Origin of the sequence: Yersinia proxima (genome assembly GCF_902170785.1) — a bacterium.
In the GTDB taxonomy this organism is placed as follows: Bacteria; Pseudomonadota; Gammaproteobacteria; order Enterobacterales; family Enterobacteriaceae; genus Yersinia; species Yersinia proxima.
The window spans coordinates 44,465-70,124 of sequence record NZ_CABHYG010000004.1; the positions used below are offsets into that span (position 1 = coordinate 44,465).

Consider the following 25,660-nt stretch of genomic DNA (forward strand, 5'->3'; position numbering starts at 1 on the left):
TGAGCTTACATAAGTAAGTGATTCGGGTGATGAGCGCAGCCAACGCACATGCAGCTTGAAGTATGACGGGTATATACCTGTTCGCGTGCTAGGATATCCGCCGAGATAATTTCGTCCTGATAAAGAGACTGTTTAACTGCTTATGTCCCAACAACATCGTTATTCATTGCCGACGCGCCGTGGCGACACCCGCCAGTTAGGCCAGTTGACTGGTTCCGCTTGCGCCGTCGAGTGTGCAGAAATCATTGAGCGCCATGATGGCCCGGTAATGCTAATTACCCCGGATATGCAAACGGCGCTGCGACTGCGTGATGAGATTCAGCAATTTTCCCCCCGTCCGGTGAATACTCTGTCCGACTGGGAAACACTGCCTTACGACAGTTTCTCACCCCATCAGGATATTATTTCGGCTCGCCTTTCTTGTCTGTACCACCTTCCGACAATGGAACGCGGCGTTATTATTCTCCCGATTAATACTCTGATGCAACGAGTTTGCCCGCACGAATTCCTGCATGGTCATGCGCTGGTGATGAAAAAAGGCCAGCACCTGTCACGAGATAAATTACGTGCTCAGCTTGAGCAAGCTGGATATCGCAGTGTTGATCAGGTCATGGAGCACGGTGAGTTTGCCACCCGTGGAGCCTTGCTTGATCTGTATCCAATGGGCAGTGAAGAGCCTTATCGTATTGACTTCTTTGATGATGATATTGATAGCTTGCGCGTATTTGATGTGGATACGCAGCGCACCCTGTCCGAAGTTGAGCAAATAAACTTACTGCCCGCCCATGAATTCCCGATAGATAAAAACGCCATTGAATTATTCCGCAGCCAATGGCGTGAACAATTCGAAGTGCGCCGCGATGCAGAACATATTTACCAGCAAGTGAGCAAAGGCATCTGGCCTGCCGGAATTGAATACTGGCAACCGCTATTCTTCAGCCAGCCACTGCCGACACTGTTTAGCTATTTGCCTGAGAATACCTTATTGATTAACACCGGCTCGCTGGAAAGCTCAGCGGAGCGCTTCTGGCAAGATGTTAACCAACGTTATGAAAGCCGTCGTATTGATCCAATGCGCCCATTGTTGGCCCCGGAAACATTATGGCTACGGGTTGATTCACTTTTCAGTGAGTTAAAAGAGTGGCCGCGGGTTCAGTTCAAGACCGAAGAATTACCGACTAAAACCGCCAATACCAACTTACACTATCAGCCGCTGCCCGATTTAACCGTACAGGCACAGCAAAAAGCGCCATTAGATAATCTGCGACGCTTTATTGAATCATTCAACGGTAGCGTTGTGTTTTCGGTGGAAAGTGAAGGACGACGCGAAACTCTGCAAGATCTGCTGGCACGGATAAAAATCAGCCCAACCCTGATAACTGAGCTATCTCAGGCCCGCGCACCTGGTCACTATTTGATGATTGGTGCTTCAGAGCGAGGCTTCCTCGATACCGATAAGCAATTAGCGCTGATTTGCGAAAGTGACTTACTAGGCGAGCGCGTGAACCGCCGTCGCCAGGATAATCGCCGCACCATTAATACCGATACGTTGATCCGCAATCTGGCGGAATTGCGCCCCGGTCAACCCGTGGTTCATCTGGAGCACGGTGTGGGCCGCTATCTTGGTCTCACCACATTAGAAGCTGGCGGCATTAAAGCTGAATACCTGATATTGACCTATGCCGGTGAAGATAAGCTGTATGTGCCCGTTTCATCACTGCATCTTATCAGTCGCTATTCCGGCGGTGCTGACGAAAATGCACCGCTGCATAAGCTAGGAGGCGATGCCTGGAGCCGCGCGCGGCAGAAAGCCGCCGAGAAAGTGCGTGATGTGGCGGCTGAACTGCTGGATATCTACGCACAGCGTGCTGCCAAATCTGGCTTTAAATTCAAGTTCGACCGCGAACAATATCAGCTGTTCTGCCAAAGTTTCCCGTTCGAAACCACTCCGGATCAGGAACAGGCCATTAATGCAGTACTCAGCGATATGTGCCGACCGCTGGCCATGGACCGACTGGTGTGTGGTGATGTTGGTTTCGGTAAAACCGAAGTGGCGATGCGGGCAGCCTTCCTGGCTGTTGCTAATAATAAGCAAGTTGCCGTATTGGTGCCGACCACCCTGCTCGCTCAACAACATTTCGACAACTTCCGCGACCGCTTTGCCACCTGGCCGGTGCGAATTGAAATGATGTCGCGCTTCCGCAGTGCCAAAGAGCAACAAGTGATTTTGGAACAAGCCGCTGAAGGCAAAGTCGATATTATTATCGGCACCCATAAATTGCTGCAAAGTGACCTGCGCTGGAAAGACCTCGGCCTGTTGATTGTCGATGAGGAACATCGCTTCGGTGTACGTCATAAAGAGCGTATCAAAGCGATGCGCGCCGATGTCGATATTCTGACACTTACCGCCACACCTATCCCGCGCACACTGAATATGGCAATGAGCGGCATGCGCGATTTATCGATTATTGCGACGCCACCTGCACGCCGTCTGGCGGTGAAAACTTTCGTGCGTGAGTACGATAGCTTAGTGGTACGAGAAGCGATTCTGCGCGAAATTCTGCGTGGTGGGCAGGTTTATTATCTCTATAACGATGTGGAAAATATCGAGAAAGCCACTCAGCGGCTTGCTGAGCTAGTGCCAGAAGCGCGCATTGCCATTGGTCACGGGCAGATGCGTGAGCGGGATCTGGAGCGAGTGATGAATGATTTCCATCATCAGCGTTTTAACGTATTGGTTTGCACCACCATTATCGAAACGGGGATTGATATTCCTAGCGCCAATACCATTATCATCGAACGCGCCGATCATTTTGGTCTGGCACAGTTGCACCAGTTGCGCGGTCGGGTCGGGCGCTCCCACCATCAAGCCTATGCTTACTTACTGACGCCAAATCCGAAAGCAATGACCACCGATGCCAAAAAACGCCTGGAAGCTATCGCGTCGCTAGAAGATCTCGGTGCGGGCTTTGCCCTGGCAACGCATGACCTTGAGATTCGTGGTGCCGGTGAGCTATTAGGCGAGGACCAAAGTGGCCAGATGACCACCATCGGTTTCTCGCTATATATGGAGCTACTGGAAAGCGCGGTTGATGCGCTGAAGGAAGGTAGAGAGCCATCACTGGAAGACTTGACCAGCAATCAGACCGAAATTGAAATGCGTATGCCGGTATTGCTGCCAGAGGACTTTATTCCAGATGTGAATGTCCGGCTTTCGTTCTATAAGCGCATTGCCAGTGCTCGCAATGAATCTGAACTCGATGAATTGAAAGTCGAACTTATTGATCGCTTTGGTAAACTGCCGGATGCGGCCCGTTATCTGCTCCACACCGCTGAGTTGCGCCAACACGCTCAGAAACTGGGTATCAAACGTATTGAGGGTAATGAACGCGGTGGCTTTATCGAATTTGGTGAGAAGAACAAAGTCGACCCGGTTTATCTGATTGGTTTGCTGCAACGCCAACCGCAGATATTCCGACTGGAAGGGCCAACCAAACTGAAATTTATGCAGGATCTTAGTGACCGTGCGCAGCGATTGAAGTTTATCAGTGAATTGCTGGCCGCATTTGCGCAGCATCGTGTAGCTTAAGTCATTGATGACGCGGGTTTCAGATGTGAGAAACCCGCGCCAATGTTAATGCCACTCGCTTATAAAACACGTTAAACGATCAGAATTAACACTAAACCGCGGGTTCTTGATACAAGGTCTTGGACAACAAATTTTGTATTATGCTCGGTCGTTCAGTATCAGTTGACCATTTTTATCGATTGGAATCTGCGTGCCTGGATCACGATCCATGCGAATTTTCCCCTGCTGATCACCAATTTTGTAGGTTACGTCATATCCCAACATTTTCTGTGACTTATCGTAAACAGTTTGGCAACGTTGTTGGGTGGTCGTATAGGTATCGTTATCCTGCATATTACTTTGGACACGATTACCTGCGTAACCACCGGCCAGTGCACCAGCCACAGTCGCGATATCTTTACCACGGCCGCCGCCTACCTGATGGCCCAGAACCCCACCAGCAACAGCGCCCAATACTGAACCCGCAATTTGATTCTCATCCTGCACCGGTTTACGGTGAGTTACGGTCACATTACGACATTCCTTACGAGGCGTTTTAATCGTCTCTTTTATAGGTGTCGCAGCAAGAACTTGTGCATATTGCGGTGCGCCGGAGAATACATTCATACTCGCGACAGCGGCAATTCCCAGAGCGGCCGCAATACCGATACCCACACCTGCTAACATTGATTTGTTCACAGGAAATCCTCCTGAAAGTGTTACCACGCATCTTCTGCCCCAGAGTTTCATATTCGCCAATGAAAATCCGACAGCTTTCGGTATCGCGGATAGTCCGTTGATGTCCGAAATACGGCGTGCGTGACTCGCCGTGTGTTTCTACGAAGAAGTCTGCACAATGTGCTTCAACCTAGCAATAAGATAAATGGACGAAACACCCAGATAATAGGTGTGAATGAATGTGTTTAGGAGGAATCTGACTGCGGTGATTTATTGCTGCAGAATTTTATGCTGAAAATTTGGCATTACGTGCGAATGGCTTTAGCAAAACGTGCGCTACATTAGCGTAAAAAAACCGCCGCCATCATTAACTGGCAGCGGTTTTTAGATAGGAGAATTAGTGCAACTTAAGGCGCGGGCGTATTACCCGGTTAATCCCGCCCACCAGCATCATCAGGCCAGTTTTAGTATAGCCATGCAATGCTACTTGATGCATACGATACAACGAGATGTAAACAACACGGGCAACACGCCCTTCCACCATCATAGAACCGCGCATCAGGTTACCCATCAAGCTACCGACTGTACTAAACTTCGACAGCGACACCAGAGAACCATGATCTTTATAAATGTATGGCTTCAGTGGTTGCTCATTGAGCAATGCTAAAATATTGCTATAACAGCGGCTGGCCATCTGATGTGCAGATTGCGCGCGCGGCGGCACAAAACCACCACTTGGCTGTGGACAAGAAGCACAGTCACCAATCGCAAAAATGTTGGGATCACGGGTCGTTTGCAGCGTCGGCTCAACCACCAGTTGGTTAATACGGTTGGTTTCCAGGCCGGCAATATCTTTCATAAAGTCCGGCGCTTTAATACCTGCCGCCCATACCATCAGATCAGCATTAATAAACTCGCCATCTTTGGTATTCAGACCCTTTTCATCAGCGCTGGTAACCATTGTTTTGGTCAATACACGCACACCCAGTTTAATCAGTTCCTGATGTGCCGCCGCCGAGATGCGTGGCGGCAATGCTGGCAGGATACGTTCACCTGCTTCAACCAGCGTGACATTCAGTGCCTGGTTATCCAGGCCTTCGAAACCATAGCTATGTAATTGTTTTACCGCGTTATGCAGCTCAGCCGACAGCTCCACACCGGTGGCACCACCACCAACAATTGCGATATTAACTTTGCCTTTCTCACCCGGTTGCGCTGAATACTTCAGGAACAGGTTAAGCATTTCATTATGGAAGCGGTGGGCCTGATGCGGGTTATCGAGGAAGATGCAGTGATCCTTCACGCCCGGAGTGCCGAAGTCATTCGACGTACTGCCCAGAGCGACCACTAATATGTCATAGGATAATTCACGTTTTGTTACCAGCACATCACCGTGTTCATCGCAAATCTCAGCCAGGCAGACCGTTTTGGTTTCACGGTTAATATCCGTTAACGACCCCAACTGGAAATTGAAATAATGGTTGCGCGCATGAGCCAGGTAGCTCAATGCATCAACACCATCATCCAGAGAGCCGGTAGCCACTTCATGGAGCAAAGGTTTCCACAGATGGCTGTGGTTACGATCCACCAAAACAATTTCGGCTTTTTTGCTGCGCCCCAATTTATGACCCAGACTGGTTGCCAGCTCAAGGCCGCCAGCACCACCACCAATAATAACGATTTTTTTCTTCGGCGTTGTCAAAATGACCCCCTAAATGTGAACCAATTGTTAGCTAAGGGTAAATGAATAATATCCTTAGATAACATAGGGTTCGAAGATACCAATTCAATAAACTGGAGTCAGAATATCATGCAGGGTTATTTGGTCATACCAAAATTGATATATATCAACTTTTTTTGATTAAAGTACCAGCAGGAGGATTTTTTCTAGAATAGGTTTCAAATAGTTAGCGTTTAGTCACAGTTTATATTTTTTTTATTGGGTGGGAGATAAAGGTCAGTTTTGCCATTTTTTGTCATGAAAATGGCCAGAAAAAAGCCGGCGAAGTGCTTTTTTCAAGCCAAATTACACAGAACAGCGGGCATCACAATTAACCAGTCGTTAACAAAAATTCGGTTAATTCGATTATTTATCCCAGTATTTTAAATGCTTTGATCCGCTGCAGATGAGGTGAAAGATCTTTAAACTTGTGACCTTGCTTCTCATCCCAGACAATTTCGTAATAAGGATGCAAATCACCAGCAGTGCGCTTGCTATCGAGCATTTCATCATTGCGCGACAATACGACTAAACAGCGATCGCGGTTTTTCTCGCGGAAATCACTGATACATTTACTGGCAATATCAACATACTCTTCTGGCCGGTCAATTTTACCGCTCATATTGTCTTGCGGATAAAGATTGGGGTTGAAGGCAACCTGACGGATACCGCACAGGAAACCAATCCGTTCGGCCCAAAAGCCCCCTAACCCTACACCGCAAATCAGTGATTTGGTATCACCACCCTGCTGAATAGCCTTATCCACTTCTTTCAATAAATGCTGCATATCATGGCGAGGATGCAACGTGCTGTAACTGATAAAACGCACATCCGGATCAATGAATTGCAGTTGCAGAACTTTCTCGTGATTGCCAGGGCTGTTGGAATCAAAACCATGTAGGTAGACGATCATATTTATCCTCGCGATTTATGTGCATCCCAACGTTCGCTGAGTGCCGTTAATGCCTTATTCGCCTGTTGCCAACGCGGTGATGCCATCAACGCCTGACGATCAAACTGCCCAGAATGATACAGGCGTGCCAGTTGGTCTGCTTTGACTGGAGACAGGTTATCCAACACACTTACCGCGCCCTGACGGTTATTACACACCAAAATCATATCGCAGCCCGCATCCAAAGAGGCTTGCCCTCGCTCGGCATAACTCCCCATGATGGCCGCCCCTTCCATCGACAAGTCATCAGAGAAAATGATGCCATCGAACCCTAACTCTTGGCGCAATATGGTTTGGAGCCAGTAAGACGAACCACTGGCTGGACGCGCATCAGCTTCAGTATAAATCACATGAGCAGGCATAATGGCATCCAGTAATCGCCGGGCAATCAGTTCGCGAAATATAACCATATCATGTGTGCGGATTTCTGCCAGTGGTCGATTATCCCGAGGCGTCTCTTTATGCGAATCTGCCGTTACCGCCCCATGCCCGGGGAAGTGCTTACCGGTGGTTTTCATACCCGCGCTGTGCATCCCACGAATAAAACACTCTGCCATTTTCAGTGCTTGTTGCGGGTCACTGTGGAATGAACGCTCACCGATAGCCGCGCTAACATGGCCAATATCCAGTACTGGCGCAAAACTAATATCGATATCCATTGATATCATTTCGGCCGCCATCAGCCAGCCCGCATCTTGTGCTAACTGCGCCGCAGTGGCTGCATCATTGATCGCCGCGAACGACTGAGCCGCAGGTAAGCGGGTAAAACCATCACGAAAACGCTGTACCCGGCCTCCTTCCTGATCGACCGCCACCACCAGACGTTCATGGGACGCAGCCCTTACCTGACGGACTAATTCACGTAATTGCTCGGCATCATGAAAATTACGGCTGAATAAAATCAGGCCGCCCACCAGCGGGTGCTTTAAAATCTCACGTTCTTCTGCATCCAGCTCATAGCTGGCAACGTCTAACATCACTGGCCCCACGACAACCTCTCTTTCAATACAATCAAAATGATAAATTAAAACGCCGACGCAATGGGGCTACCCATTGCAAAAACTCAGTGTTTCCAGTCTGCTGCCAGCGCACCTCAAACCACATCAACATCAGGTAATCAACCCACGGCTCCCAGCGTTGTATCTGGCGGGATAACCGTTCAATATCATGATAACCCTGCTCATTAGCACAATAGTGCTGTAAAAAAGCCTGTTGCTGCGGCGCTGACCAACTATTGCCACGAAATAGCGCAGCAATATCAAGAGCAACATCGCCATCAGCCGCATATTCCCAGTCAATCAATTTCAGCCCGGAGGGGGTCGTCAAAAGATTGCCGGGGTGAATATCCATATGTAGGGGTGCCAGTTTCAGCGTTTGCGGCAGTGGTCTACGCAGAAAATGCTGATGCAACCGTAGCCAATGTGGTGAAAGGCGTTTGCTATCAATCTGCCGGGCATAACGGATAAGTTGAGCGCGTAAATCCAGACGATAACCGCTGGCGGGCAGATGATGCAAGCGGGTCAATAGTTCTGCCAGTTGACCATTATTCGATAATTCAATGAATTGCGCGTTAGTGACAACGTCACCTCCGAGCCAATTGACCACTAACCAGTGTTGATCTGCGGCGATAATAGCGGGTGCCAAATGATGGCCAGCCACATGTCGCAACAACTTGCGCTCCCGCCGCCGGTCCACTCCCAGTTGAGTTTTCTGAACCGATTGTTCACGCGCCAGCCAGTTAATACTTGCAGTCGTGTTTGATGGGTAAGAAATACGCCAACTTTCACCCGTCAGGCCAGATACCGGGCTAATATGCCAATCTGCATGAATAAAACCGTCAGGGGTAATATCCACCGACGGTTTTATCCTTTCAATAAGCGCATACAGAGAAGGATCAGCGCTTAACTGGGCCATTACCTGACCAGATAATTTCGCCGGTTTGTGTTTGCATCAACTGCATTTCAATAGTGGGTGACTTCACATCACCACTCACATCACTGTAGAGCACATATTGGGCGCTGACATAGCGAGCCAGACCAATGGCCTTACTGCGTGAGCCAAGGCTATCTTCTTCTGATAACCCCAATGTTTGCTTGGCAACCGCCAATTGCTGTGGCGAGATCAACACAAACTTTTTGTTTGATGACAGCACTTGGTGCAGTGCCGAGGTGGCTTTCGCCGTTGGTAACCTGCCATTAGTATTATTTTTAACGCTGTCGAGTAACAATATACTGCCGTTTGCCACATCGTTGCTGTTGACCATTTGTGCCACCAAAGGCTCGACACTGGCGGCCCAATCAATAGATTGCTCCATCTTTGGCGGCGGCGGTACGTTATCTACCGGTGGTGGCGTTTCAGGAACCGGTGGCGTGACAGGTTCGATGGTCACGGGTGGTGTGGTTGGCTCAACAGGTGGCTGAGTGATACACCCCGTCAGCACAAGTGCCGCCAGAGCGACAGATAAATACCTTTTCATTGTCCCACTCCAATAGCGCGATGATAAGAACCGAGCTGTTATAAGAATAAATAAAGACGCGCGCTGCGCGCATTAAAATTATTATTAACTGATTGAATATCCACATCATCATTTGGTGCAATGACAATAGCGCGCGGTGCCTCCAGAGGTGGCACATCCAAACCTTGCGCATCATACCAATAAAAGCGGTAGTTTATTTTTATCGGTTTTTTCTGGCTATTGGTAATCACCGAGCGCGCCACATTATTACCCGAGGATGCAGAAACGGTCGGTTGAGAAGCCAAAACACCCGCCGTTAATACAGACGAATCCATTACCACGGTTTGCTGCTTATTTACTGCAATCCCTTGCGGACTGCTGCATCCCAGCAATGTCGCGATAGCCGCAAACGTTATCACCGGCAATAAAAACGCCTTCACAGGGCGCATAGGCTTACCTCAGTTATAGTCCTGTCATACTTCAAGCTATTTATGTGACAGCAACGAGCCCAACTCACGGCCACCGACCAGATGCATGTGAATATGGTAAACCACCTGCCCGGCATGACGATTGCAGTTGATGATCAGACGATAGCCATCTTCAGCAATGCCTTCCTGCTCTGCAAGTTTAGCAGCCACAGTGATCATTCGACCCAATGTTGCTTCATGTTCTGCTGTGACATCATTCACAGTTGGAATAAGAATGTTAGGAATGATTAAAATATGAGTTGGTGCTTGCGGGGCGATATCACGAAACGCGGTCACCAGTTCATCCTGGTAGACCACGTCGGCAGGGATTTCACGGCGGATAATTTTGCTGAAAATCGTTTCTTCGGCCATTACGCATTTCCTTGATCATGATAAAAATGAGGAATGCGTAGTATGAGCGACAATTTCTATTGATTTCAACCTCAATCATTGAGCGCGGGCATAAGCCGCTGCTTTTTCAAACAAAGCCTGCTCTGGACGAATACCGGTATACAGCACAAATTGCTCAACCGCCTGAATAGCAAAGACTTCAGCGCCAGTAATAACCGTTTTTCCTTGTGCTTTGGCGTAGTTTATCAACGGGGTCATCGCCGGCAGTGCCACCACATCAAAAATCACCCCGGCATGTTCAACCTCAGCCTCAGTAAACGCCATGTTATCAGCCTCTTTCCCCCCCGACATCCCCACAGGGGTGGCATTGATTAATACATCGGCTTCAATGCCCTGCATATCAGGCTGATAAGTATAACCGGATTGTTCAGCTAATTTTTTACCGGTTATTTCGTTCGTCGCAATAATAAAACCCTGCTTAAAACCGGCATTTTTTAGTGCAAAAGCCACGGCTTTCGCCATCCCACCACTGCCTCGCAATGCAAATACTTTATCTGTAGGCACCTGATAACGTTCCAGCAATTTTGCGATGGCGATATAGTCGGTGTTGTACGCTTTCAGATAACCATGAGTATTCACTAAGGTATTAACCGAATTAATTGCTGCGGCAGAGGCATCCAACTCATCTACCATTGGGATAACCGCCTCTTTAAACGGCATTGAAATAGCACAACCTCGGAACCCCAATGCCCGCACACCGCCAATTGCCGCAGCCAGATCTGTGGTGGTAAAGGCTTTATACAGGCAATCGAGATCCATAGCATCGTACAAAAAATTATGAAAACGAGTGCCAAAGTTGCTGGGTCTGGCGGCGAGAGAAATACACACTTGGGTATCTTTGTTTAAGTAACGAGTCATCTTCTTTCCTCAAATAATCATAGCGTTCTGTCTGCGGCCTTTTCCGATAAAAAGTGCTGAGACACAAACGCTTGCTGTAGTGAAAATTATCGGCTAAAAAGATGATATATAAAACTGCTGAGTTAGACTCAATTAGGTTCCTCTTTTATGGTCAGCCGACGCCTTGAACAACAATACTTACGCTTATTGAATCAGGTTGGGGTACAGCCGGTTGAGATTACACTGCAAGAGCTTGCGGATAAACTCAGCTGTACCAAGCGCCACATGCGGACATTACTGGTTCAGATGCAACAGGCTGGCTGGTTGAAATGGCAAGCAGAGGCAGGTCGTGGCCGCCGGTCATATTTACAACTATTGCGGAACACTCATCAGCTTTTAATTGAAAAAGCGGAACAGTTATTAGATTCCGGTGGTTTTAATGAAGCCATTGCCCTATTGGGCGAAGATAAACAGCTCATTACCCCCTTGTTGCGGGCTAAACTGGGGTATCGGATACGCGATGACTATCAAGCTCTGCGCATCCCCTACTACCGCACCATGACAAATCTTTACCCCGGTACAGCACTACGCCGCTCTGAGCTGCACTTAGTCCGGCAAATTTTTAATGGCCTGACCCGAGTAAATGAGGAGCACGGTGAAGTCACCACCGATTTAGCTCACAAATGGCGAATGCTCGACCCATTGCATTGGCGCTTTTATTTACGCCCGGCGGTGCAATTTCATGATGGTCGAGAATTGTCCAGCCGCGATGTCGTCAGTTCATTAACCCGCAGTGCAACTTTGCCGCTGTTTTCACATATTCAAAAAATCAGTGCGCGCGGGCCACTCAGTGTGGTTATTGAACTTAGCCAACCGGACCCACGCCTTCCCCTGTTACTCGCCCATCACAGCGCACTTATTCTGCCGGAAAATCATGCCACGCAGCCAGATTTTGCCTCTCGCCCTGTGGGAACCGGGCCTTATCGAGTGGCTGAAAATGATAACTGGCACTTGCAGATGAAATCCTTTGACCATTATTTTGGTTTTCGGGGCTTGCTGGATGAGGTTGAGGTGCTTATCTTCCCGGATTTAGCGCGCCCGCCCTCTGACACGCCCGCCGTGCTATCAGAGCAGTTGAGCATGGCGAATATACAAAGTGCCACCTGGCTCAGTTCCAGCATCAGTGATATTGATTATGTTTCTGGGAAAGCTGCCAGCCTGACCGGTAAGCCATCAGACTCAACACAAGAGATGTTTCTGGAACGCGGTGGGTATTTTTTGCTATGCGATAGCCGCTCACCGCACTGGCACGATATTAAACAGCGCCGTTGGTTGCGGAAAACGCTCAATCCTTATCATCTTATCCAGAGTCTGATTGAACCCATTCGCCCCTTCTGGGTGCCCGCAAACAGTGTTCTGCCCACATGGTTTCATGGTATTGATGCTGGGGAAGACTGTGCTCCTTTTTCAAATGATATCGCGACAGAATCAGAGGATATGCCGGTATTAACACTGGCTTATCATGCCCAGCATCCTGAATACCCGATGTTGGTGACTGAAATGACTCATATTCTCGCTGCTCAGGGCATTAAGTTGGATATTATCGAGCTGGATTACACCTCTTGGGCCAAAGGCGAGGCTAAGGCCGATTTGTGGTTGGGCACAGTGAACTTTGCCGTTCCTGAAGAGTGGAATGTTGGCGCATGGCTATTGGGCTCCCAGTTGCTGCGTCAATCCATCACTGGTGGTGATGATGCTGATTTACAGAGCTATCTGCATGATTGGCGCAACCAATCCCTGGGTAGCGAGCAATTGATCCGAGAAATCATAGCCAATGGCTGGTTACAGCCGTTATTCCATCACTGGATGCGCCTAAAAGCCCCCGAACAAGCCCAAGGGGCACACTTGAATAATTTAGGTTGGTTTGATTTCCAGACCACCTGGCTAGAGCCTGAATAGCGATGAAACCATGAGAAGCAGCCTTTCTTGAGACAAAAAAAGGGAGGCTTTCGCCTCCCCTTTGCACTCCCCACACCTGAATTAATGGTTACGAATGTACTCGTCCATATCTGTTTTCAGGTTATCTGATTTCGTCCCGAAGATAGCCTGAACACCTGAGCCTGCGACGACAACGCCCGCAGCACCCAATTTCTTCAGACCAGCCTGGTCAACCTTGGACACATCAGCCACGCTGACACGCAGACGGGTGATACATGCATCCAGATTAGTGATGTTTTCTTTACCACCAAATGCTGCTACCAATGCTGCTGACATTTCAGTACCACCCTGTACAGTTTGCTCAGTAGAAGTTTCTTCACGACCCGGTGTTTTCAGATCCAGTTTAGCGATAAGTACACGGAAGATGGTGTAGTACACCAGACCGTAGCAGATACCCACCAGAGGGAACAACCAGATGCGGCTGCTGTTACCACTCAATACCACGAAGTCAATCAGACCGTGGGAGAAACTAGTCCCGTCACGCATCCCAAGCAGGATACAGATTGGGAAGGCCAGGCCTGCCAGAATTGCATGAATAACATACAAGATTGGCGCCACGAACATGAAGGAGAATTCGATTGGCTCGGTGATACCAGTCAGGAATGAGGTCAGTGCTGCGGAGATCATGATCCCGCCCACTTTTGCCCGGTTTTCCGGTTTAGCAGAATGCCAAATAGCGATTGCGGCTGCTGGCAGACCATACATTTTAAACAGGAAGCCACCAGACAGTTTACCCGCAGTTGGGTCACCCGCCATATAACGTGGAATGTCACCGTGGAATACCTGACCCGCTGCGTTGGTGTATTCACCAATTTGCATTTGGAATGGTACGTTCCAGATATGGTGCAGACCGAATGGAACCAACGCACGTTCTACCACACCGTAGATACCAAAGGCGACTACGGAGTTTTGATAAGCTGCCCACTGGGAGAAAGTCTGGATAGCAGTACCCACTGGCGGCCACACGAAGGACAGAATCACGCCAACGAAGATCGCTGTGAAACCAGAGATAATCGGCACAAAGCGTTTACCGGCGAAGAAGCCCAGATATTCAGGTAACTGAATACGGTAGAAGCGGTTAAACATGTAGGCTGCTATCGCACCTGCAATGATCCCGCCTAACACCCCGGTGTCAGCTAAATGCTTGGCAGCAATTTCTTCTGCTGGCAAATGCAAGACCAGTGGTGCTACCACCGCCATGGTTTTCACCATGATGCCGTAAGCAACAACGGCTGCCAACGCGGATACACCGTCGTTGTTGGTAAAGCCAAGTGCAACGCCAATAGCAAAGATCAATGCCATATTAGCAAAAACGGAACCGCCCGCTTCTGCCATTACGTGAGAGACTACCGTTGGTAGCCAGCTAAAATTCGCGGAACCGACACCCAGCAGAATACCTGCGATGGGTAATACGGATACCGGTAGCATTAGCGATTTACCGACCTTTTGCAGGTTTGCAAATGCGTTCTTAAACATAGTTGAGTGAGCTCCTGAGTAATAGTGCTTTTTACTGCTTTTTCTCGCGTTTATTGGCGTTACAAAGGGGGGAGTAAGCCTTTGCGAATCAGGGTGTCTAAAGCACCCCTTTAATTTTTACGAAGAGTAAAATAAATAGCCTGCTTAATGTTTGATGGCAGTCACGTTTCTTTCAAGAAAGCGCTTAATTTGCTTCAAATCGCGCATTTTTTGTAAAAAAACGTCAATGAGAGCTGCCCTCACCCACTAAATCGGGTGAGAACATTACTCGTTTCGACGATTAATTACGAGCTTAAAAAAAAGTATTCTTAAGGAAGTTGGGACGTTCCACTGGTCAGCCGTGCAGAGTCCAGATGAAATAACCGGCAGAAGTTATCTGTAGTGGCTTGGGCTAAGGATTCAAGACTAACCCCCTTTAGCACCGCCATATATTCAGCAACATCACGCACATAGGCAGGTTGGTTCTCTTTTCCGCGATGCGGAACCGGTGCCAGGTAAGGCGAATCGGTTTCAACCAGCAACCTGTCTAGTGGCACATACCGTGCTACATCACGGAGCTGTTCTGCGTTACGGAAAGTGAGAATGCCTGAGAAAGAGATGTAGAAACCGAGATCTAACAGCGTAGCGGCGGTTGCTTTATCTTCTGTAAAGCAATGTAAAACTCCACCACACTCATGTGCCTGTTCTTCATGCAAGATTGCCAGCGTGTCTTCACGGGCATCACGAGTATGTACAATCACCGGTTTATTTAATTGACGGCCAATACGGATATGCTCACGGAAAGAGGCCTGTTGCAGTGGAATATTGTCTTGCTGATAGAAATAATCCAGCCCGGTTTCCCCCATCGCCACCACGTTAGCTGCCGCCGCAAGTTTTGCCAACTGCTCAAAATCATAGCCACCCTCAAGATTGAGTGGATGAACGCCACATGAAAACGCCACATTTTCTCTCTCCCCGATAAGGGAGGTCATGGCTGAAAAACCCGGTAATGTAGTGGCGACCGCCAGCACGAACCCGACATCACGCGCCTTCGCTTTAGCTAATACATCATCAACATTGCAGTGCAACGTCTGGTAATCAAGGCTATCGAGATGACAATGAGAATCTACTAACAACATAATTTTAAACCCAATTACAACGAAGATAAGGTGGAATAAGTGCCCGTGGTCAGCGCTGTTTCCCAGTTAAGCAGGAACTCGGTAAGTAATAATTCACGATTAACACCTACCACCGATAATAATTGATGACGGCAATGGCCCAGCGCCTGGGCTGAATGGAGCAATACTGGTGTTGCGGCCATGCCAGCCAATTGCTGCACCAATGGCAATTGATCCTGGTTGACGGCAAATTGACCCGCGCCTTGCTGCCATTTCAACGCATCCAACACCAATGAAGAGATCCATTGCAAGCGTTCTGGAGCATCATCATGGTTAATTTGCGGTAATAACGACAGTAAATCCGAGCTGTGCAGTGCGCTATGCAATGCATGGCACAAAGTGGTTCTGGTGGCCCAGCGTTCCGGTTGCAGTAAACGCTCGGCCGCTAACGGCGCACCTTCACTCAATTTAAGTGCCGCCAGCATCGAGACAGGTTCTGCTGGGATCTGCCGCTGAAGCCATTGCAGGCTAAGCGCAGTATCCGGGCAGGCCAGATGCCAGTAAAAGCAGCGGCTGCGCAGTGTCGCAAGCAAACTGGCAGGTTGATGGCAATCGAGTAGAAAATAGGTTTTCTCTGGTGGCTCTTCCAACGTTTTTAGCAACGCATTCGCCGCGGCATCTGTAAGCAACTCCGCGTGGGGAAGCCACACGACTTTTGCCCCGCCTTGCTGAGCATGGGAATAGAGTTTTTCAATCTGTTGACGCACCAACTCAACACCGAGACTGCTTTTACCTTTCTCCGGTGTCAGCACATACCAGTCCGGATGATTGCCGGCCAACATCAAGCGGCAACTATGACATTCACCACAGCTTTTCTCGCCTTGTCGTTGCTGGCACATCAACCAACGGCTAATACCGTAAATCAGTGCTTCTTCGCCATTTCCGGGCAAAGAGTGCAGCAGTAATGCATGATGGCCTCGCCCGGCAGCCTGCTGCCCAACCCACTGGCGGTAAGGCGCAGTAAGCCACGGATACCATTTCATTACGCTGTTTCTCGGCTGGTCAGCCATTGCTTCAGTACCCGGCTAATAGATTCACTGACTTGCTCAAGCGGTTGTGAAGCATCAATAGTTTTGATGCTCGAATCGGTTGCAGCCAATTCGAGATAGCGCTCTCGGGTGCGCTCAAAGAAGGCCAGTGACTCTTGTTCAATCCGGTCTAATTCACCGCGGGCGCGGGCGCGAGCCAGCCCAATAACTGGCGGCAAATCGAGATACAGTGTCAGGTCGGGGCGAAACTCACCCAATACCGTGTCACGCAATGATGTCATCAGATTAATATCAATTCCGCGTCCGCCGCCCTGATAGGCTTGCGATGACAAATCATGGCGATCACCTACCACCCAACTACCGCGCGCCAGGGCCGGTTTAATGACATTTTCAACCAATTGCACGCGGGCAGCATACAACATCAGCACTTCGGCTTTGTCCGTCAGGACTTCACCATCAATACCTTGCTTAATCAAATCACGCAGCTTTTCTGCCAGCGGAGTTCCCCCTGGCTCGCGAGTGAAAACAATATCGTTAATCCCCTGGGCGCGTAATGTGGCAACCACGGTGTCTCTGGCGGTAGTTTTCCCTGCCCCTTCAAGCCCTTCAATAACGATAAATTTACTGTTCATTTTTATCCTTTAGCGATTGGCGATAAACCCGCACCGCTTGGTTATGACTGGCTAAATTGGTGGTAAAAGTATGCCCGCCTTTGCCGTCTGCTACAAAGTAGAGGTAAGGCGTTTTAGCCGGATGAGCGGCAGCCGTAAGTGATGCCAGCCCCGGCATTGCAATCGGCGTCGGCGGCAAACCGGATATTACATAGGTATTATAAGGCGTTGGCGTATCTAAGTCTTTACGACTAATGGTGCCATTATAGCTATCCCCCATGCCGTAAATAACCGTCGGGTCCGTTTGCAGTCGCATACCAATACGTAAACGGTTGATAAACACCGACGCCACTTTGGTTCGCTCTTCATTGACCGCCGTTTCTTTTTCGATGATTGACGCCATAGTCACCAGGTCGCCTGGGGTTTTGTAAGGCAACGACTTATCACGCCCCTGCCAAATTTCATCGACAGTTTTTTCCATCTTCACATGGGCACGTTTGAGTAATGCCAGGTCAGTGGTTCCGGCAGTATATGAATAGGTATCTGGATAAAGCCACCCTTCGGGATGTTCGCTGTCCTTTAATCCCAGTAATACCGCGATTTCGGCATCACTCTTCCCATCCAATACATGCTTTATATATTTTGATTGTTGTAATTCATCCATCCAATCACGCAGCCGCTTGCCTTCAATGAAACGCACGGTAAATTGGGCTTCTTTACCGCTGGCGAGCAGCTCCAGCATGCCGCGCACTGTCATCCCGGGAGTAAAGCGATAGGTTCCCGCCTTAAATTTGGCTAACTCGGGTTCAAGGCGCAGCAGCCAGGGGAACCAGCGAGTATTTTTAATCAGGCCGTCGCGTTGCAGCAAATTCTCCAGTGCCACTCGCCCCGTCCCCGCCGGAAGTTTAAAGATGGTCTCTTGCTGGATAGCCAACGGCCTATCAGCAAAGTGTTGTACTCTCTGGTAACCCAACAGCAGCAATCCCAAACAGATAGCGACAAAAAGGATTAATGCTTTGGTGCTTTTTATTTTCATCGGGCAGCCATCTTCATATTAAAGGTAGTCATAGGTACAAAAATCAAAATCCTCATGCAGCCTTTACTTCGCAGCAATGAAGATTTAAGAAATCAAATAACTGGCGCGAATGGTAAATCCACGGTTCGGCGCGATTTACCGGCTCAATCCTATTCACCGAGAGTAGCGGCATCAGCGCGTTACAAACGATAACTTCATCTGCATCGGCCAACACGTCCACTGGCTGTGACACAATTGCCACCTGCTGACCATGGGTGGCCAGGCAGTTAATAATTCGCTGGCGCATTATGCCATCTACACCAGACTGGCGCAGATCTGGGGTAAATACTTTATCCCCCTTACGCCAAAATAAATTAGCCGCACAGCATTCCACCAGCATACCTTGAGTGTCAAGCACCAGCGCCTCATCTGCGGCTGTCTGGTCAAGATGCGCGCGAATCAACACCTGTTCAAGGCGGTTCAAGTGTTTAACACCCGCCAGCAATGGGCTGCGTGCTAGCGATATCGGGCTGAGTGCCAAAGAAATCCCCCGCTCACGCCAATTATCATAATGAACTGGGTAATCACTGAGAGAAATAATCCGTGTCGGGTGCTGACATGCCGTGCCACTGTAGCCTCGTCCGCCGCTTCCCCGACTGATAATAACCTTCAACACCCCGTCTTCAGTATGGTTTGCCGCCTCAACCATTTCCTTGATCAATGCATTCCAGTTTACTGCGGGCATTAAGAGTCGTTCAGTCGCCTGCCGCAAGCGTGAGATATGCATATCCAGCCACACGACTTGCCCGAGATAAACCCTGGCGGTAGTAAAGCAGCCATCGCCAAACTGCACAGAGCGGTCTGAAGCTGAAATCAAATTTTGTTCAACACCATTAATCCAGAACATTCAGATTCTCTTTAAATGGGAGTATTGGTTTTATATTCAGTTGAGCAAGCAGGATTGCCCATAAATATAAATTGTACCTGCTGACAGTATCAGATTTAAACCCGTGGCTGTTTTCAGATTTGTCTCTTATTGAGACAATTATTATGGAGGGATATGAAGACTAATGCAGGGAAAACGAGTAAAGACCCGGAAGACCGGGCCTTTTGAGCAGTTGGAACTTAGCGGCCAAGGTTATACTTTGCGGAAAACCAAAGAACCGTTAGTGCCACCAAAGCCGAAGGAGTTACACAGGGTGTACTCCAAACCCTTTACCTGGCGAGCTTCGTGCGGAACAAAATCCAAATCACAACCTTCATCTGGATTATCCAGGTTGATGGTTGCTGGAATGGCCTGATCACGCAGAGCTAAGATAGTAAAGATAGATTCAACTGCACCTGCTGCACCTAGCAAGTGCCCAGTCATGGATTTGGTGGAACTGACCATCACTTTATAGGCATCTTCACCAAATACAGACTTAACTGCCTGCGTTTCGGCTTTATCGCCAGCAGGAGTTGACGTGCCGTGGGCATTGATATAGCCGATTTGAGACGTGCTCACACCCGCATCACGTAATGCATTTACCATTGCCAAAGCTGCTCCAGAGCCGTTTTCCGGTGGAGAGGTCATGTGGTAAGCATCACTGCTCATCCCAAAACCAACAACTTCTGCATAGATTTTTGCGCCGCGTTTTTTGGCGTGTTCATACTCTTCCAGCACCATCATGCCTGCGCCGTCGCCCAGAACGAAACCATCACGGTCTTTATCCCATGGGCGGCTTGCCGCTTCTGGATTATCGTTCCGAGTCGATAATGCGCGAGCGGCACCAAAACCACCGACACCCAATGGTGTACTGGCTTTTTCCGCACCACCCGCCAGCATGACATCAGCATCATTGTAAGCAATGATACGCGCTGCGTGGCCAATGTTATGCACACCAGAAGTACATGCCGTGGCGATAGAAATGCTTGGCCCACGCATCCCATACATAATGGTCAAGTGGCCAGCAATCATATTAACAATGGTTGATGGTACGAAGAATGGGCTAATTTTACGTGGCCCACCATTCACCAGTGCGGTGTGGTTTTCTTCAATCAGACCCAGCCCACCAATACCAGAACCGATAGCGGCACCGATACGGGTAGCATTGGCTTCAGTGACTGCAAGCCCGGAGTCTTGCATAGCTTGCATACCAGCAACAATGCCGTACTGTATGAATGCGTCCATCTTGCGCGCATCTTTACGCGGAATGAACTCATCACAATTAAAATCTTTCACTAAGCCAGCAAATCGAGTTGCATAGGCACTAGTATCAAAATGGTCGATCAGGCTGATGCCACTCTGCCCGGCAAGAACAGTTTTCCATGTGGATTCGACTGTATTACCGACAGGAGACAACATGCCCAGTCCAGTCACAACAACTCGACGCTTAGACACGGTTGTCCTCCAAGGAGGGAAAATAACACTTAGGACAAAAAAAACTTAGGCGGTCGAGTGACCGCCTAACTATCAAAACTTAAAGCATGTACGCTTACTGCTGGTTAGCGTTGATAAAATCAATAGCTGCCTGAACAGTAGTGATTTTTTCTGCTTCTTCGTCTGGAATCTCAGTATCAAACTCTTCTTCCAGAGCCATTACCAGCTCAACGGTGTCCAGAGAATCCGCGCCAAGATCTTCAACGAAAGAAGCACTGTTCTTCACTTCGTCTTCTTTAACACCCAGTTGTTCAACGATGATTTTCTTAACGCGTTCTTCGATAGTGCTCATACTCTTAAATTTCCTATCAAAACTCGCTTTCGCGATGGTTTTCGTAGTGTATAAAATGTTGAAAAAGATGCAACTAAATCTAGGCTGGTCAAACCACGATTTTACGCTATTTTGCGGTTTTTACCTCAAATAACGCAAATACTTTCGTGATTTTTAAATCATATACATGCCGCCATTGACATGTAACGTTTCACCAGAGATGTAGCCGGCCTCATCAGAGGCTAAAAATGCAACAGCGCTGGCGATTTCTTTTGCTTCCCCAAGCCGGCTAGCTGGTACTTGGGCTAAAATGCCTGCGCGTTGATCATCTGTCAACGCCTTAGTCATGTCTGTCTCAATAAAGCCAGGTGCGACAACGTTGACAGTAATGCCACGTGAAGCAACCTCACGCGCCAAAGACTTGCTAAAACCGATCAGACCCGCTTTAGCTGCCGCGTAGTTAACCTGCCCTGCATTGCCCATTGTCCCAACTACAGAACCAATGGTGATGATACGCCCAAACCGCTTTTTCATCATAGCTCGCAATACCGCTTTTGACAGACGGAATACAGAAGTCAGATCGGTGTCAATAATATCTTGCCACTCATCATCCTTCATACGCATCAGCAGGTTATCACGCGTAATCCCTGCATTATTCACTAAAATGTCGACTTCTCCAAATTCCGCACGAATCGTTGCCAGAACTGACTCGATTGACGCGGGGTCCACGACATTCAGCATTAAACCTTTACCCTGGTCACCCAAATAGGCGCTGATGGCTTCAGCACCCTTTTCACTGGTCGCCGTACCAATAACACGGGCACCGCGCTCAGCCAATAATTCTGCAACCGCACGGCCAATACCGCGACTCGCGCCAGTTACCAGCGCAATTTTTCCTTCGAAGCTCATGTTACCCTCTTTCTTAGTTTTCAAGCGCGCTGGTCAGCGTAGCGACATCGTTTACCGGTGCTGCGGCCAAAGTATCCACGATACGCTTGGTCAAACCAGTCAAGACCTTACCCGGCCCAACTTCTAACAGCAGCTCAACACCTTCTGCTGCCATAAATTCAACACTCTCAGTCCAACGTACCGGATTATACAACTGACGCACCAATGCGCTACGAATCGCCTCTGGTGATACTTCAGTTTTCACATCTACGTTGTTGACGACAGGGAATAACGGTGCCTGGAATTCAATTTCGTCCAGAGCAATGGCCAGCTTATCTGCCGCAGGTTTCATCAGCGCACAATGAGATGGCACACTAACAGGCAATGGCAAGGCACGCTTTGCACCAGCGGCTTTACAAGCAGCGCCAGCGCGTTCTACCGCCTCTTTATTACCAGCAATAACCACCTGACCCGGTGAATTAAAGTTAACTGGCGAGACAACCTGCCCAAGGGCTGAATCCTCACAGGCTTTGGCGATGGATTCATTATCCAAACCAATAATCGCGTACATGGCACCAGTACCTTCAGGTACTGCTTCTTGCATCAATTTGCCGCGTAATTCAACCAGACGAATCGCCTGTGTGAAATCGAGCACACCAGCGCATACCAGAGCGGAGTATTCACCCAAGCTATGGCCCGCCATCATCGCAGGCAGTTTACCGCCTTGATGCTGCCAAACACGCCAGATAGCAACAGATGCCGCCAATAGAGCCGGTTGCGTCTGCCATGTTTTATTCAATTCTTCAGCCGGACCTTGTTGTACTAGCTGCCACAGGTCATAACCCAGTACTGATGAGGCTTCACTGAAAGTCTCTTCAACTATCGGAAATTGTGCGGCCAAATCGGCCAGCATGCCAAGGGATTGAGAACCCTGGCCTGGAAATACCATTGCAAATTTCGACATTTTGCTTTCCTGTTAAACCAAAAAAGGTCCTGTTAAATCAGAAGCGAACCAGCGCTGAGCCCCAGGTAAAGCCGCCGCCAAACGCTTCCAGCAGCACTAACTGCCCACGTTGAATTCGCCCATCTCGTACTGCTTCGTCAAGTGCCGCAGGTACGGATGCCGCAGAGGTGTTGCCATGACGATCGAGCGTGATCACCACTTTATCCATCCCCATGCCTAATTTTTTAGCCGTTGCGCTAATAATACGCAGATTAGCCTGATGCGGCACCAACCAATCCAGCGCTGAGCGATCCAGATTATTGGCCTGCAATGTCTCATCCACAATGTGGGCAAGCTCAGTGACCGCAACTTTAAACACTTCATTGCCCGCCATAGTGACATAGGCTGGCTGTTCTTGGTGTTGGCGATCCTGATATGGCAATTTGAGCAATTCACCATAGCTGCCATCTGCGTGCAAATGAGTAGAGAGAATGCCCGGCTGCTCTGATGCACCTAACACCACGGCACCGGCACCATCGCCAAACAGAATAATGGTGCCGCGGTCTTCTGGATCCAGTGCACGAGAAAGTGCATCAGAACCAATGACCAGCGCATATTTGACTGCACCACTTTTCACGTACTGATCAGCAACACTAAGTGCATAGGTAAAACCAGCACAAGCTGCGGCCAGATCGAAAGAGGCAGCATCTTTGATCTCTAGCATTTGCTGCACCTGGCAGGCCGAACTTGGGAAAGCATGGCTTGACGAGGTGGTCGCTACGATAATCAGCCCGACATCATCTTTTGCAATACCGGCCATCTTCAGCGCTTTTTCAGCCGCCTTGAAACCCATAGTTGCAACAGTTTCATCAGGGGCAGCAATACGCCGTTCACGAATACCTGTCCGGGTGACAATCCACTCGTCCGACGTATCCACCGTTTTTTCTAAATCAGCATTAGTGCGCACTTGTTCGGGCAGATAACTCCCCGTACCGAGAATCTTAGTATACATGTACGATCAGTCACTCTTGGGTAAAACCGCTTCAAGGCGCGCGGCAATCCGTTGTGGGACTTGCCGCTGCACCGCCTGCACAGCCTGTTCGATGGCAACGGCGAATGCGCGTTGATTCGCAGCGCCATGGCTCTTGATTACGATACCCCGTAATCCTAACAGACATGCGCCATTATACTGGTCTGGGTTCAAATGACCGAACCGCTTAGCCACACGTTTTTGCAGCCAACGGCCAATAAGTTTAAGCCACCATGACTGTTTTTTGCTTTCGCCCGATGATTTGAGCAGTGACAAGAACATTCTTATCACACCTTCCATAGTCTTTAGAGTGACGTTACCCACGAAGCCGTCACAAACCATCACATCAGTCTTGCCTGTCAGCAAATCATTGCCTTCCAGATAACCAATATAGTTGATAGCCGGTGTATTTTTTAATACGGCGGCGGCTTCGCGGATATTATCCAATCCCTTGGTTTCTTCTTCGCCAATATTGAGCAAAGCAACACGCGGGTTTGTTATGCCGACAACTTCTTCTGCCATCACCGAACCCATGACGGCAAATTGCACCAGCATCGTACTGTCACATTCAACATTAGCCCCTAAATCCAGTACCACAGTTTTACTGCGCTGCTGATTTGGGATGACCGTCATCAATGCCGGGCGCTCTATTCCATCCAGTGGCTTAATCATCATCTTCGCCAACCCCATCAATGCCCCCGTATTACCTGCACTCACACAGGCTGCTGCGTCACCGTTTTTGACAAGCTCCAATGCAATACGCATTGAAGTGCCACGACTGGCACGGATCGCTTGTGAGGGTTTAGCATCGCCGGCAATAACATGCTCAGCGGGGATTACCTGTAACCTTTCCAGCAACAAAGGATCGGCATTAACAAGTAACGAAGTGATGGTGTCGGGGTTCCCGACCAGCAGGAGTTTTAGTTTTGGATTAGAGGCCAGTGCCTGCAATGAAGCAGGCACTGTGACGTGGGGACCGAAATCCCCACCCATTGCATCTAACGCTAGGGTTAGACAAGTCAAGGTATCGCCTTGCTAAAGAAGATTAGCAAGTACTACTCAGCCGATAACCTTGCGGCCGCGGTAGAAACCGTCGGCTGTGATGTGGTGACGCAGGTGAGTTTCACCGGAAGTTTTGTCCACAGACAGAGTGGCAGTGGTCAGCGCATCGTGTGAACGGCGCATGCCACGTTTGGAACGAGTGGGTTTGTTCTGTTGTACGGCCATTGACCTTACTCCTTAATTACTTTCTTTAAACTGGCTAATACGGCAAATGGATTAGGTTTCTCCGCCTCTTCAGGCAGTTTGCCAAATACCATGTCCGCCTCGGACACTTCACAGTGTTCAGAATCATGTACCGGAACGACAGGCAGTGAAAGAATAATTTCGTCTTCAATCATAGCCAGCAGATCAACTTCGCCAAATTCATCGACTTCGATCGGCTCGTACGCTTCCGGTAATGCTTCAGCCTGCTCATCATTGACGATCGGGCTAAAACAATACGTTGTATGAACATGGTGTGCAAACGTGTTACCACAGCGCTGACACATCAACGTTACATCGACGTCCGCATGACCTGTAATAACCGCCAGACGCTGATTATCGATATTAAACGATAATGAGGCCACGACATCGCTGTCCACACTTACCACTGAGTCGGCTACTCGTGTAACCTGCTCAGGTGAATAGATACCTGCGTAATCTAAACGTTTCTGAGCGGTACGAACCGCATCAATGGTCAGGGGTAATTTTACCTTTTGCATAGGGCGCGCATA

General features: G+C 49.0%; 25 protein-coding genes. 2 read left to right on the forward strand and 23 right to left on the reverse strand.

The window, feature by feature from the left end:
* The first annotated feature begins 142 nt into the window (after positions 1–142).
* Complete coding sequence (gene mfd / locus FTB31_RS02280; protein WP_227719682.1) at positions 143–3,589, forward strand: transcription-repair coupling factor; 3,447 nt, start codon at positions 143–145, stop codon at positions 3,587–3,589.
* A 138-nt stretch (positions 3,590–3,727) separates the two neighbouring features.
* On the opposite strand, the gene FTB31_RS02285 is transcribed toward mfd, so the two are convergent.
* The 9 genes from FTB31_RS02285 to FTB31_RS02325 all read right to left on the reverse strand — a co-directional run bounded on the left by FTB31_RS02285 (position 3,728) and on the right by FTB31_RS02325 (position 11,109).
* Positions 3,728–4,267 (reverse strand): glycine zipper 2TM domain-containing protein, encoded by a 540-nt coding sequence (locus tag FTB31_RS02285; RefSeq protein WP_050078806.1) that lies wholly within the window; start codon positions 4,265–4,267, stop codon positions 3,728–3,730.
* Positions 4,268–4,643: 376 nt separating this feature from the next.
* The gene (locus tag FTB31_RS02290) at positions 4,644–5,948 is read right to left on the reverse strand and encodes an NAD(P)/FAD-dependent oxidoreductase (RefSeq protein ID WP_005170669.1); all 1,305 of its coding nucleotides are present in this window, start codon (positions 5,946–5,948) and stop codon (positions 4,644–4,646) included.
* Between the two features lie 388 nt (positions 5,949–6,336).
* The gene (ycfP, locus tag FTB31_RS02295) at positions 6,337–6,879 is read right to left on the reverse strand and encodes an alpha/beta hydrolase YcfP (protein WP_050078804.1); all 543 of its coding nucleotides are present in this window, start codon (positions 6,877–6,879) and stop codon (positions 6,337–6,339) included.
* A gap of 2 nt (positions 6,880–6,881) precedes the next feature.
* Positions 6,882–7,907, reverse strand: coding sequence for a beta-N-acetylhexosaminidase (nagZ, locus tag FTB31_RS02300; protein WP_077294803.1), 1,026 nt, complete (start codon positions 7,905–7,907; stop codon positions 6,882–6,884).
* A gap of 22 nt (positions 7,908–7,929) precedes the next feature.
* The gene (gene thiK / locus FTB31_RS02305) at positions 7,930–8,832 is read right to left on the reverse strand and encodes a thiamine kinase (RefSeq protein WP_227731061.1); all 903 of its coding nucleotides are present in this window, start codon (positions 8,830–8,832) and stop codon (positions 7,930–7,932) included.
* Positions 8,813–9,394 carry a penicillin-binding protein activator LpoB gene (gene lpoB / locus FTB31_RS02310; protein ID WP_019079789.1) on the reverse strand — a complete coding sequence of 194 codons (582 nt, stop codon included), beginning with the start codon at positions 9,392–9,394 and terminating at the stop codon, positions 8,813–8,815. Before lpoB ends, thiK begins: the two co-directional genes overlap by 20 nt.
* Positions 9,395–9,432: 38 nt before the next feature.
* Positions 9,433–9,822 (reverse strand): YcfL family protein, encoded by a 390-nt coding sequence (locus FTB31_RS02315; protein ID WP_077294809.1) that lies wholly within the window; start codon positions 9,820–9,822, stop codon positions 9,433–9,435.
* Positions 9,823–9,858: 36 nt separating this feature from the next.
* Complete coding sequence (hinT, locus tag FTB31_RS02320; protein WP_004873877.1) at positions 9,859–10,212, reverse strand: purine nucleoside phosphoramidase; 354 nt, start codon at positions 10,210–10,212, stop codon at positions 9,859–9,861.
* 75 nt (positions 10,213–10,287) lie between these two features.
* Positions 10,288–11,109: a shikimate 5-dehydrogenase gene (locus FTB31_RS02325; protein ID WP_227731062.1), complete on the reverse strand. Its 822-nt coding sequence runs from the start codon at positions 11,107–11,109 to the stop codon at positions 10,288–10,290.
* 147 nt (positions 11,110–11,256) lie between these two features.
* Between FTB31_RS02325 and FTB31_RS02330 the strand changes: the two genes are divergently transcribed.
* Positions 11,257–13,047 carry an SgrR family transcriptional regulator gene (locus FTB31_RS02330; protein ID WP_227731063.1) on the forward strand — a complete coding sequence of 597 codons (1,791 nt, stop codon included), beginning with the start codon at positions 11,257–11,259 and terminating at the stop codon, positions 13,045–13,047.
* A gap of 81 nt (positions 13,048–13,128) precedes the next feature.
* On the opposite strand, the gene ptsG is transcribed toward FTB31_RS02330, so the two are convergent.
* From ptsG to yceD, 14 genes are all read right to left on the reverse strand, one after another.
* Entirely contained in the window at positions 13,129–14,562 is a 1,434-nt protein-coding gene (ptsG, locus tag FTB31_RS02335) for a PTS glucose transporter subunit IIBC (RefSeq protein WP_050078798.1), read from the reverse strand.
* 308 nt (positions 14,563–14,870) lie between these two features.
* Positions 14,871–15,680, reverse strand: a complete 810-nt coding sequence (locus FTB31_RS02340) for a metal-dependent hydrolase (protein ID WP_227731064.1) — start codon at positions 15,678–15,680, stop codon at positions 14,871–14,873.
* A 14-nt stretch (positions 15,681–15,694) separates the two neighbouring features.
* Positions 15,695–16,702 (reverse strand): DNA polymerase III subunit delta', encoded by a 1,008-nt coding sequence (gene holB, locus FTB31_RS02345; RefSeq protein WP_050078796.1) that lies wholly within the window; start codon positions 16,700–16,702, stop codon positions 15,695–15,697.
* Positions 16,702–17,340: a dTMP kinase gene (gene tmk / locus FTB31_RS02350; RefSeq protein ID WP_050078795.1), complete on the reverse strand. Its 639-nt coding sequence runs from the start codon at positions 17,338–17,340 to the stop codon at positions 16,702–16,704. The genes holB and tmk overlap by 1 nt, the downstream gene beginning before the upstream one ends.
* Positions 17,330–18,355 (reverse strand): endolytic transglycosylase MltG, encoded by a 1,026-nt coding sequence (gene mltG, locus FTB31_RS02355; RefSeq protein ID WP_005170713.1) that lies wholly within the window; start codon positions 18,353–18,355, stop codon positions 17,330–17,332. Before mltG ends, tmk begins: the two co-directional genes overlap by 11 nt.
* 52 nt (positions 18,356–18,407) lie before the next feature.
* The gene (gene pabC / locus FTB31_RS02360) at positions 18,408–19,241 is read right to left on the reverse strand and encodes an aminodeoxychorismate lyase (protein WP_227731065.1); all 834 of its coding nucleotides are present in this window, start codon (positions 19,239–19,241) and stop codon (positions 18,408–18,410) included.
* A gap of 231 nt (positions 19,242–19,472) precedes the next feature.
* Positions 19,473–20,714 (reverse strand): beta-ketoacyl-ACP synthase II, encoded by a 1,242-nt coding sequence (gene fabF / locus FTB31_RS02365; RefSeq protein WP_077173926.1) that lies wholly within the window; start codon positions 20,712–20,714, stop codon positions 19,473–19,475.
* A gap of 94 nt (positions 20,715–20,808) precedes the next feature.
* Entirely contained in the window at positions 20,809–21,045 is a 237-nt protein-coding gene (gene acpP, locus FTB31_RS02370) for an acyl carrier protein (protein WP_002220787.1), read from the reverse strand.
* 153 nt (positions 21,046–21,198) lie between these two features.
* On the reverse strand, positions 21,199–21,933 hold the full coding sequence (gene fabG / locus FTB31_RS02375) for a 3-oxoacyl-ACP reductase FabG (RefSeq protein WP_077294818.1): 735 nt from the start codon (positions 21,931–21,933) through the stop codon (positions 21,199–21,201).
* Positions 21,934–21,946: 13 nt separating this feature from the next.
* Positions 21,947–22,876, reverse strand: a complete 930-nt coding sequence (gene fabD, locus FTB31_RS02380; RefSeq protein ID WP_050078791.1) for an ACP S-malonyltransferase — start codon at positions 22,874–22,876, stop codon at positions 21,947–21,949.
* A 37-nt stretch (positions 22,877–22,913) separates the two neighbouring features.
* A complete protein-coding gene (locus tag FTB31_RS02385; protein ID WP_077173923.1) occupies positions 22,914–23,867 on the reverse strand; it encodes a beta-ketoacyl-ACP synthase III in 954 nt (317 codons plus the stop codon).
* A gap of 6 nt (positions 23,868–23,873) precedes the next feature.
* Positions 23,874–24,908, reverse strand: coding sequence for a phosphate acyltransferase PlsX (plsX, locus tag FTB31_RS02390; RefSeq protein WP_077173922.1), 1,035 nt, complete (start codon positions 24,906–24,908; stop codon positions 23,874–23,876).
* Positions 24,909–24,944: 36 nt separating this feature from the next.
* Positions 24,945–25,112 (reverse strand): 50S ribosomal protein L32, encoded by a 168-nt coding sequence (gene rpmF / locus FTB31_RS02395; protein ID WP_002210931.1) that lies wholly within the window; start codon positions 25,110–25,112, stop codon positions 24,945–24,947.
* Between the two features lie 5 nt (positions 25,113–25,117).
* On the reverse strand, positions 25,118–25,648 hold the full coding sequence (gene yceD, locus FTB31_RS02400) for a 23S rRNA accumulation protein YceD (protein ID WP_004709643.1): 531 nt from the start codon (positions 25,646–25,648) through the stop codon (positions 25,118–25,120).
* Positions 25,649–25,660: the final 12 nt, after the last annotated feature.

Bases quoted from the DNA above. Each gene is read 5' to 3' on its own strand.
- mfd (WP_227719682.1), top strand. From the start codon at position 143: ATGTCCCAACAACATCGTTATTCATTGCCGACGCGCCGTGGCGACACC.
- ycfP (WP_050078804.1), bottom strand. From the start codon at position 6,879: ATGATCGTCTACCTACATGGTTTTGATTCCAACAGCCCTGGCAATCAC.
- thiK (WP_227731061.1), bottom strand. From the start codon at position 8,832: ATGGCCCAGTTAAGCGCTGATCCTTCTCTGTATGCGCTTATTGAAAGG.
- lpoB (WP_019079789.1), bottom strand. From the start codon at position 9,394: ATGAAAAGGTATTTATCTGTCGCTCTGGCGGCACTTGTGCTGACGGGG.
- FTB31_RS02315 (WP_077294809.1), bottom strand. From the start codon at position 9,822: ATGCGCCCTGTGAAGGCGTTTTTATTGCCGGTGATAACGTTTGCGGCT.
- hinT (WP_004873877.1), bottom strand. From the start codon at position 10,212: ATGGCCGAAGAAACGATTTTCAGCAAAATTATCCGCCGTGAAATCCCT.
- FTB31_RS02325 (WP_227731062.1), bottom strand. From the start codon at position 11,109: ATGACTCGTTACTTAAACAAAGATACCCAAGTGTGTATTTCTCTCGCC.
- FTB31_RS02330 (WP_227731063.1), top strand. From the start codon at position 11,257: ATGGTCAGCCGACGCCTTGAACAACAATACTTACGCTTATTGAATCAG.
- ptsG (WP_050078798.1), bottom strand. From the start codon at position 14,562: ATGTTTAAGAACGCATTTGCAAACCTGCAAAAGGTCGGTAAATCGCTA.
- FTB31_RS02340 (WP_227731064.1), bottom strand. From the start codon at position 15,680: ATGTTGTTAGTAGATTCTCATTGTCATCTCGATAGCCTTGATTACCAG.
- holB (WP_050078796.1), bottom strand. From the start codon at position 16,702: ATGAAATGGTATCCGTGGCTTACTGCGCCTTACCGCCAGTGGGTTGGG.
- tmk (WP_050078795.1), bottom strand. From the start codon at position 17,340: ATGAACAGTAAATTTATCGTTATTGAAGGGCTTGAAGGGGCAGGGAAA.
- mltG (WP_005170713.1), bottom strand. From the start codon at position 18,355: ATGAAAATAAAAAGCACCAAAGCATTAATCCTTTTTGTCGCTATCTGT.
- pabC (WP_227731065.1), bottom strand. From the start codon at position 19,241: ATGTTCTGGATTAATGGTGTTGAACAAAATTTGATTTCAGCTTCAGAC.
- acpP (WP_002220787.1), bottom strand. From the start codon at position 21,045: ATGAGCACTATCGAAGAACGCGTTAAGAAAATCATCGTTGAACAACTG.
- fabG (WP_077294818.1), bottom strand. From the start codon at position 21,933: ATGAGCTTCGAAGGAAAAATTGCGCTGGTAACTGGCGCGAGTCGCGGT.
- fabD (WP_050078791.1), bottom strand. From the start codon at position 22,876: ATGTCGAAATTTGCAATGGTATTTCCAGGCCAGGGTTCTCAATCCCTT.
- FTB31_RS02385 (WP_077173923.1), bottom strand. From the start codon at position 23,867: ATGTATACTAAGATTCTCGGTACGGGGAGTTATCTGCCCGAACAAGTG.
- rpmF (WP_002210931.1), bottom strand. From the start codon at position 25,112: ATGGCCGTACAACAGAACAAACCCACTCGTTCCAAACGTGGCATGCGC.
- yceD (WP_004709643.1), bottom strand. From the start codon at position 25,648: ATGCAAAAGGTAAAATTACCCCTGACCATTGATGCGGTTCGTACCGCT.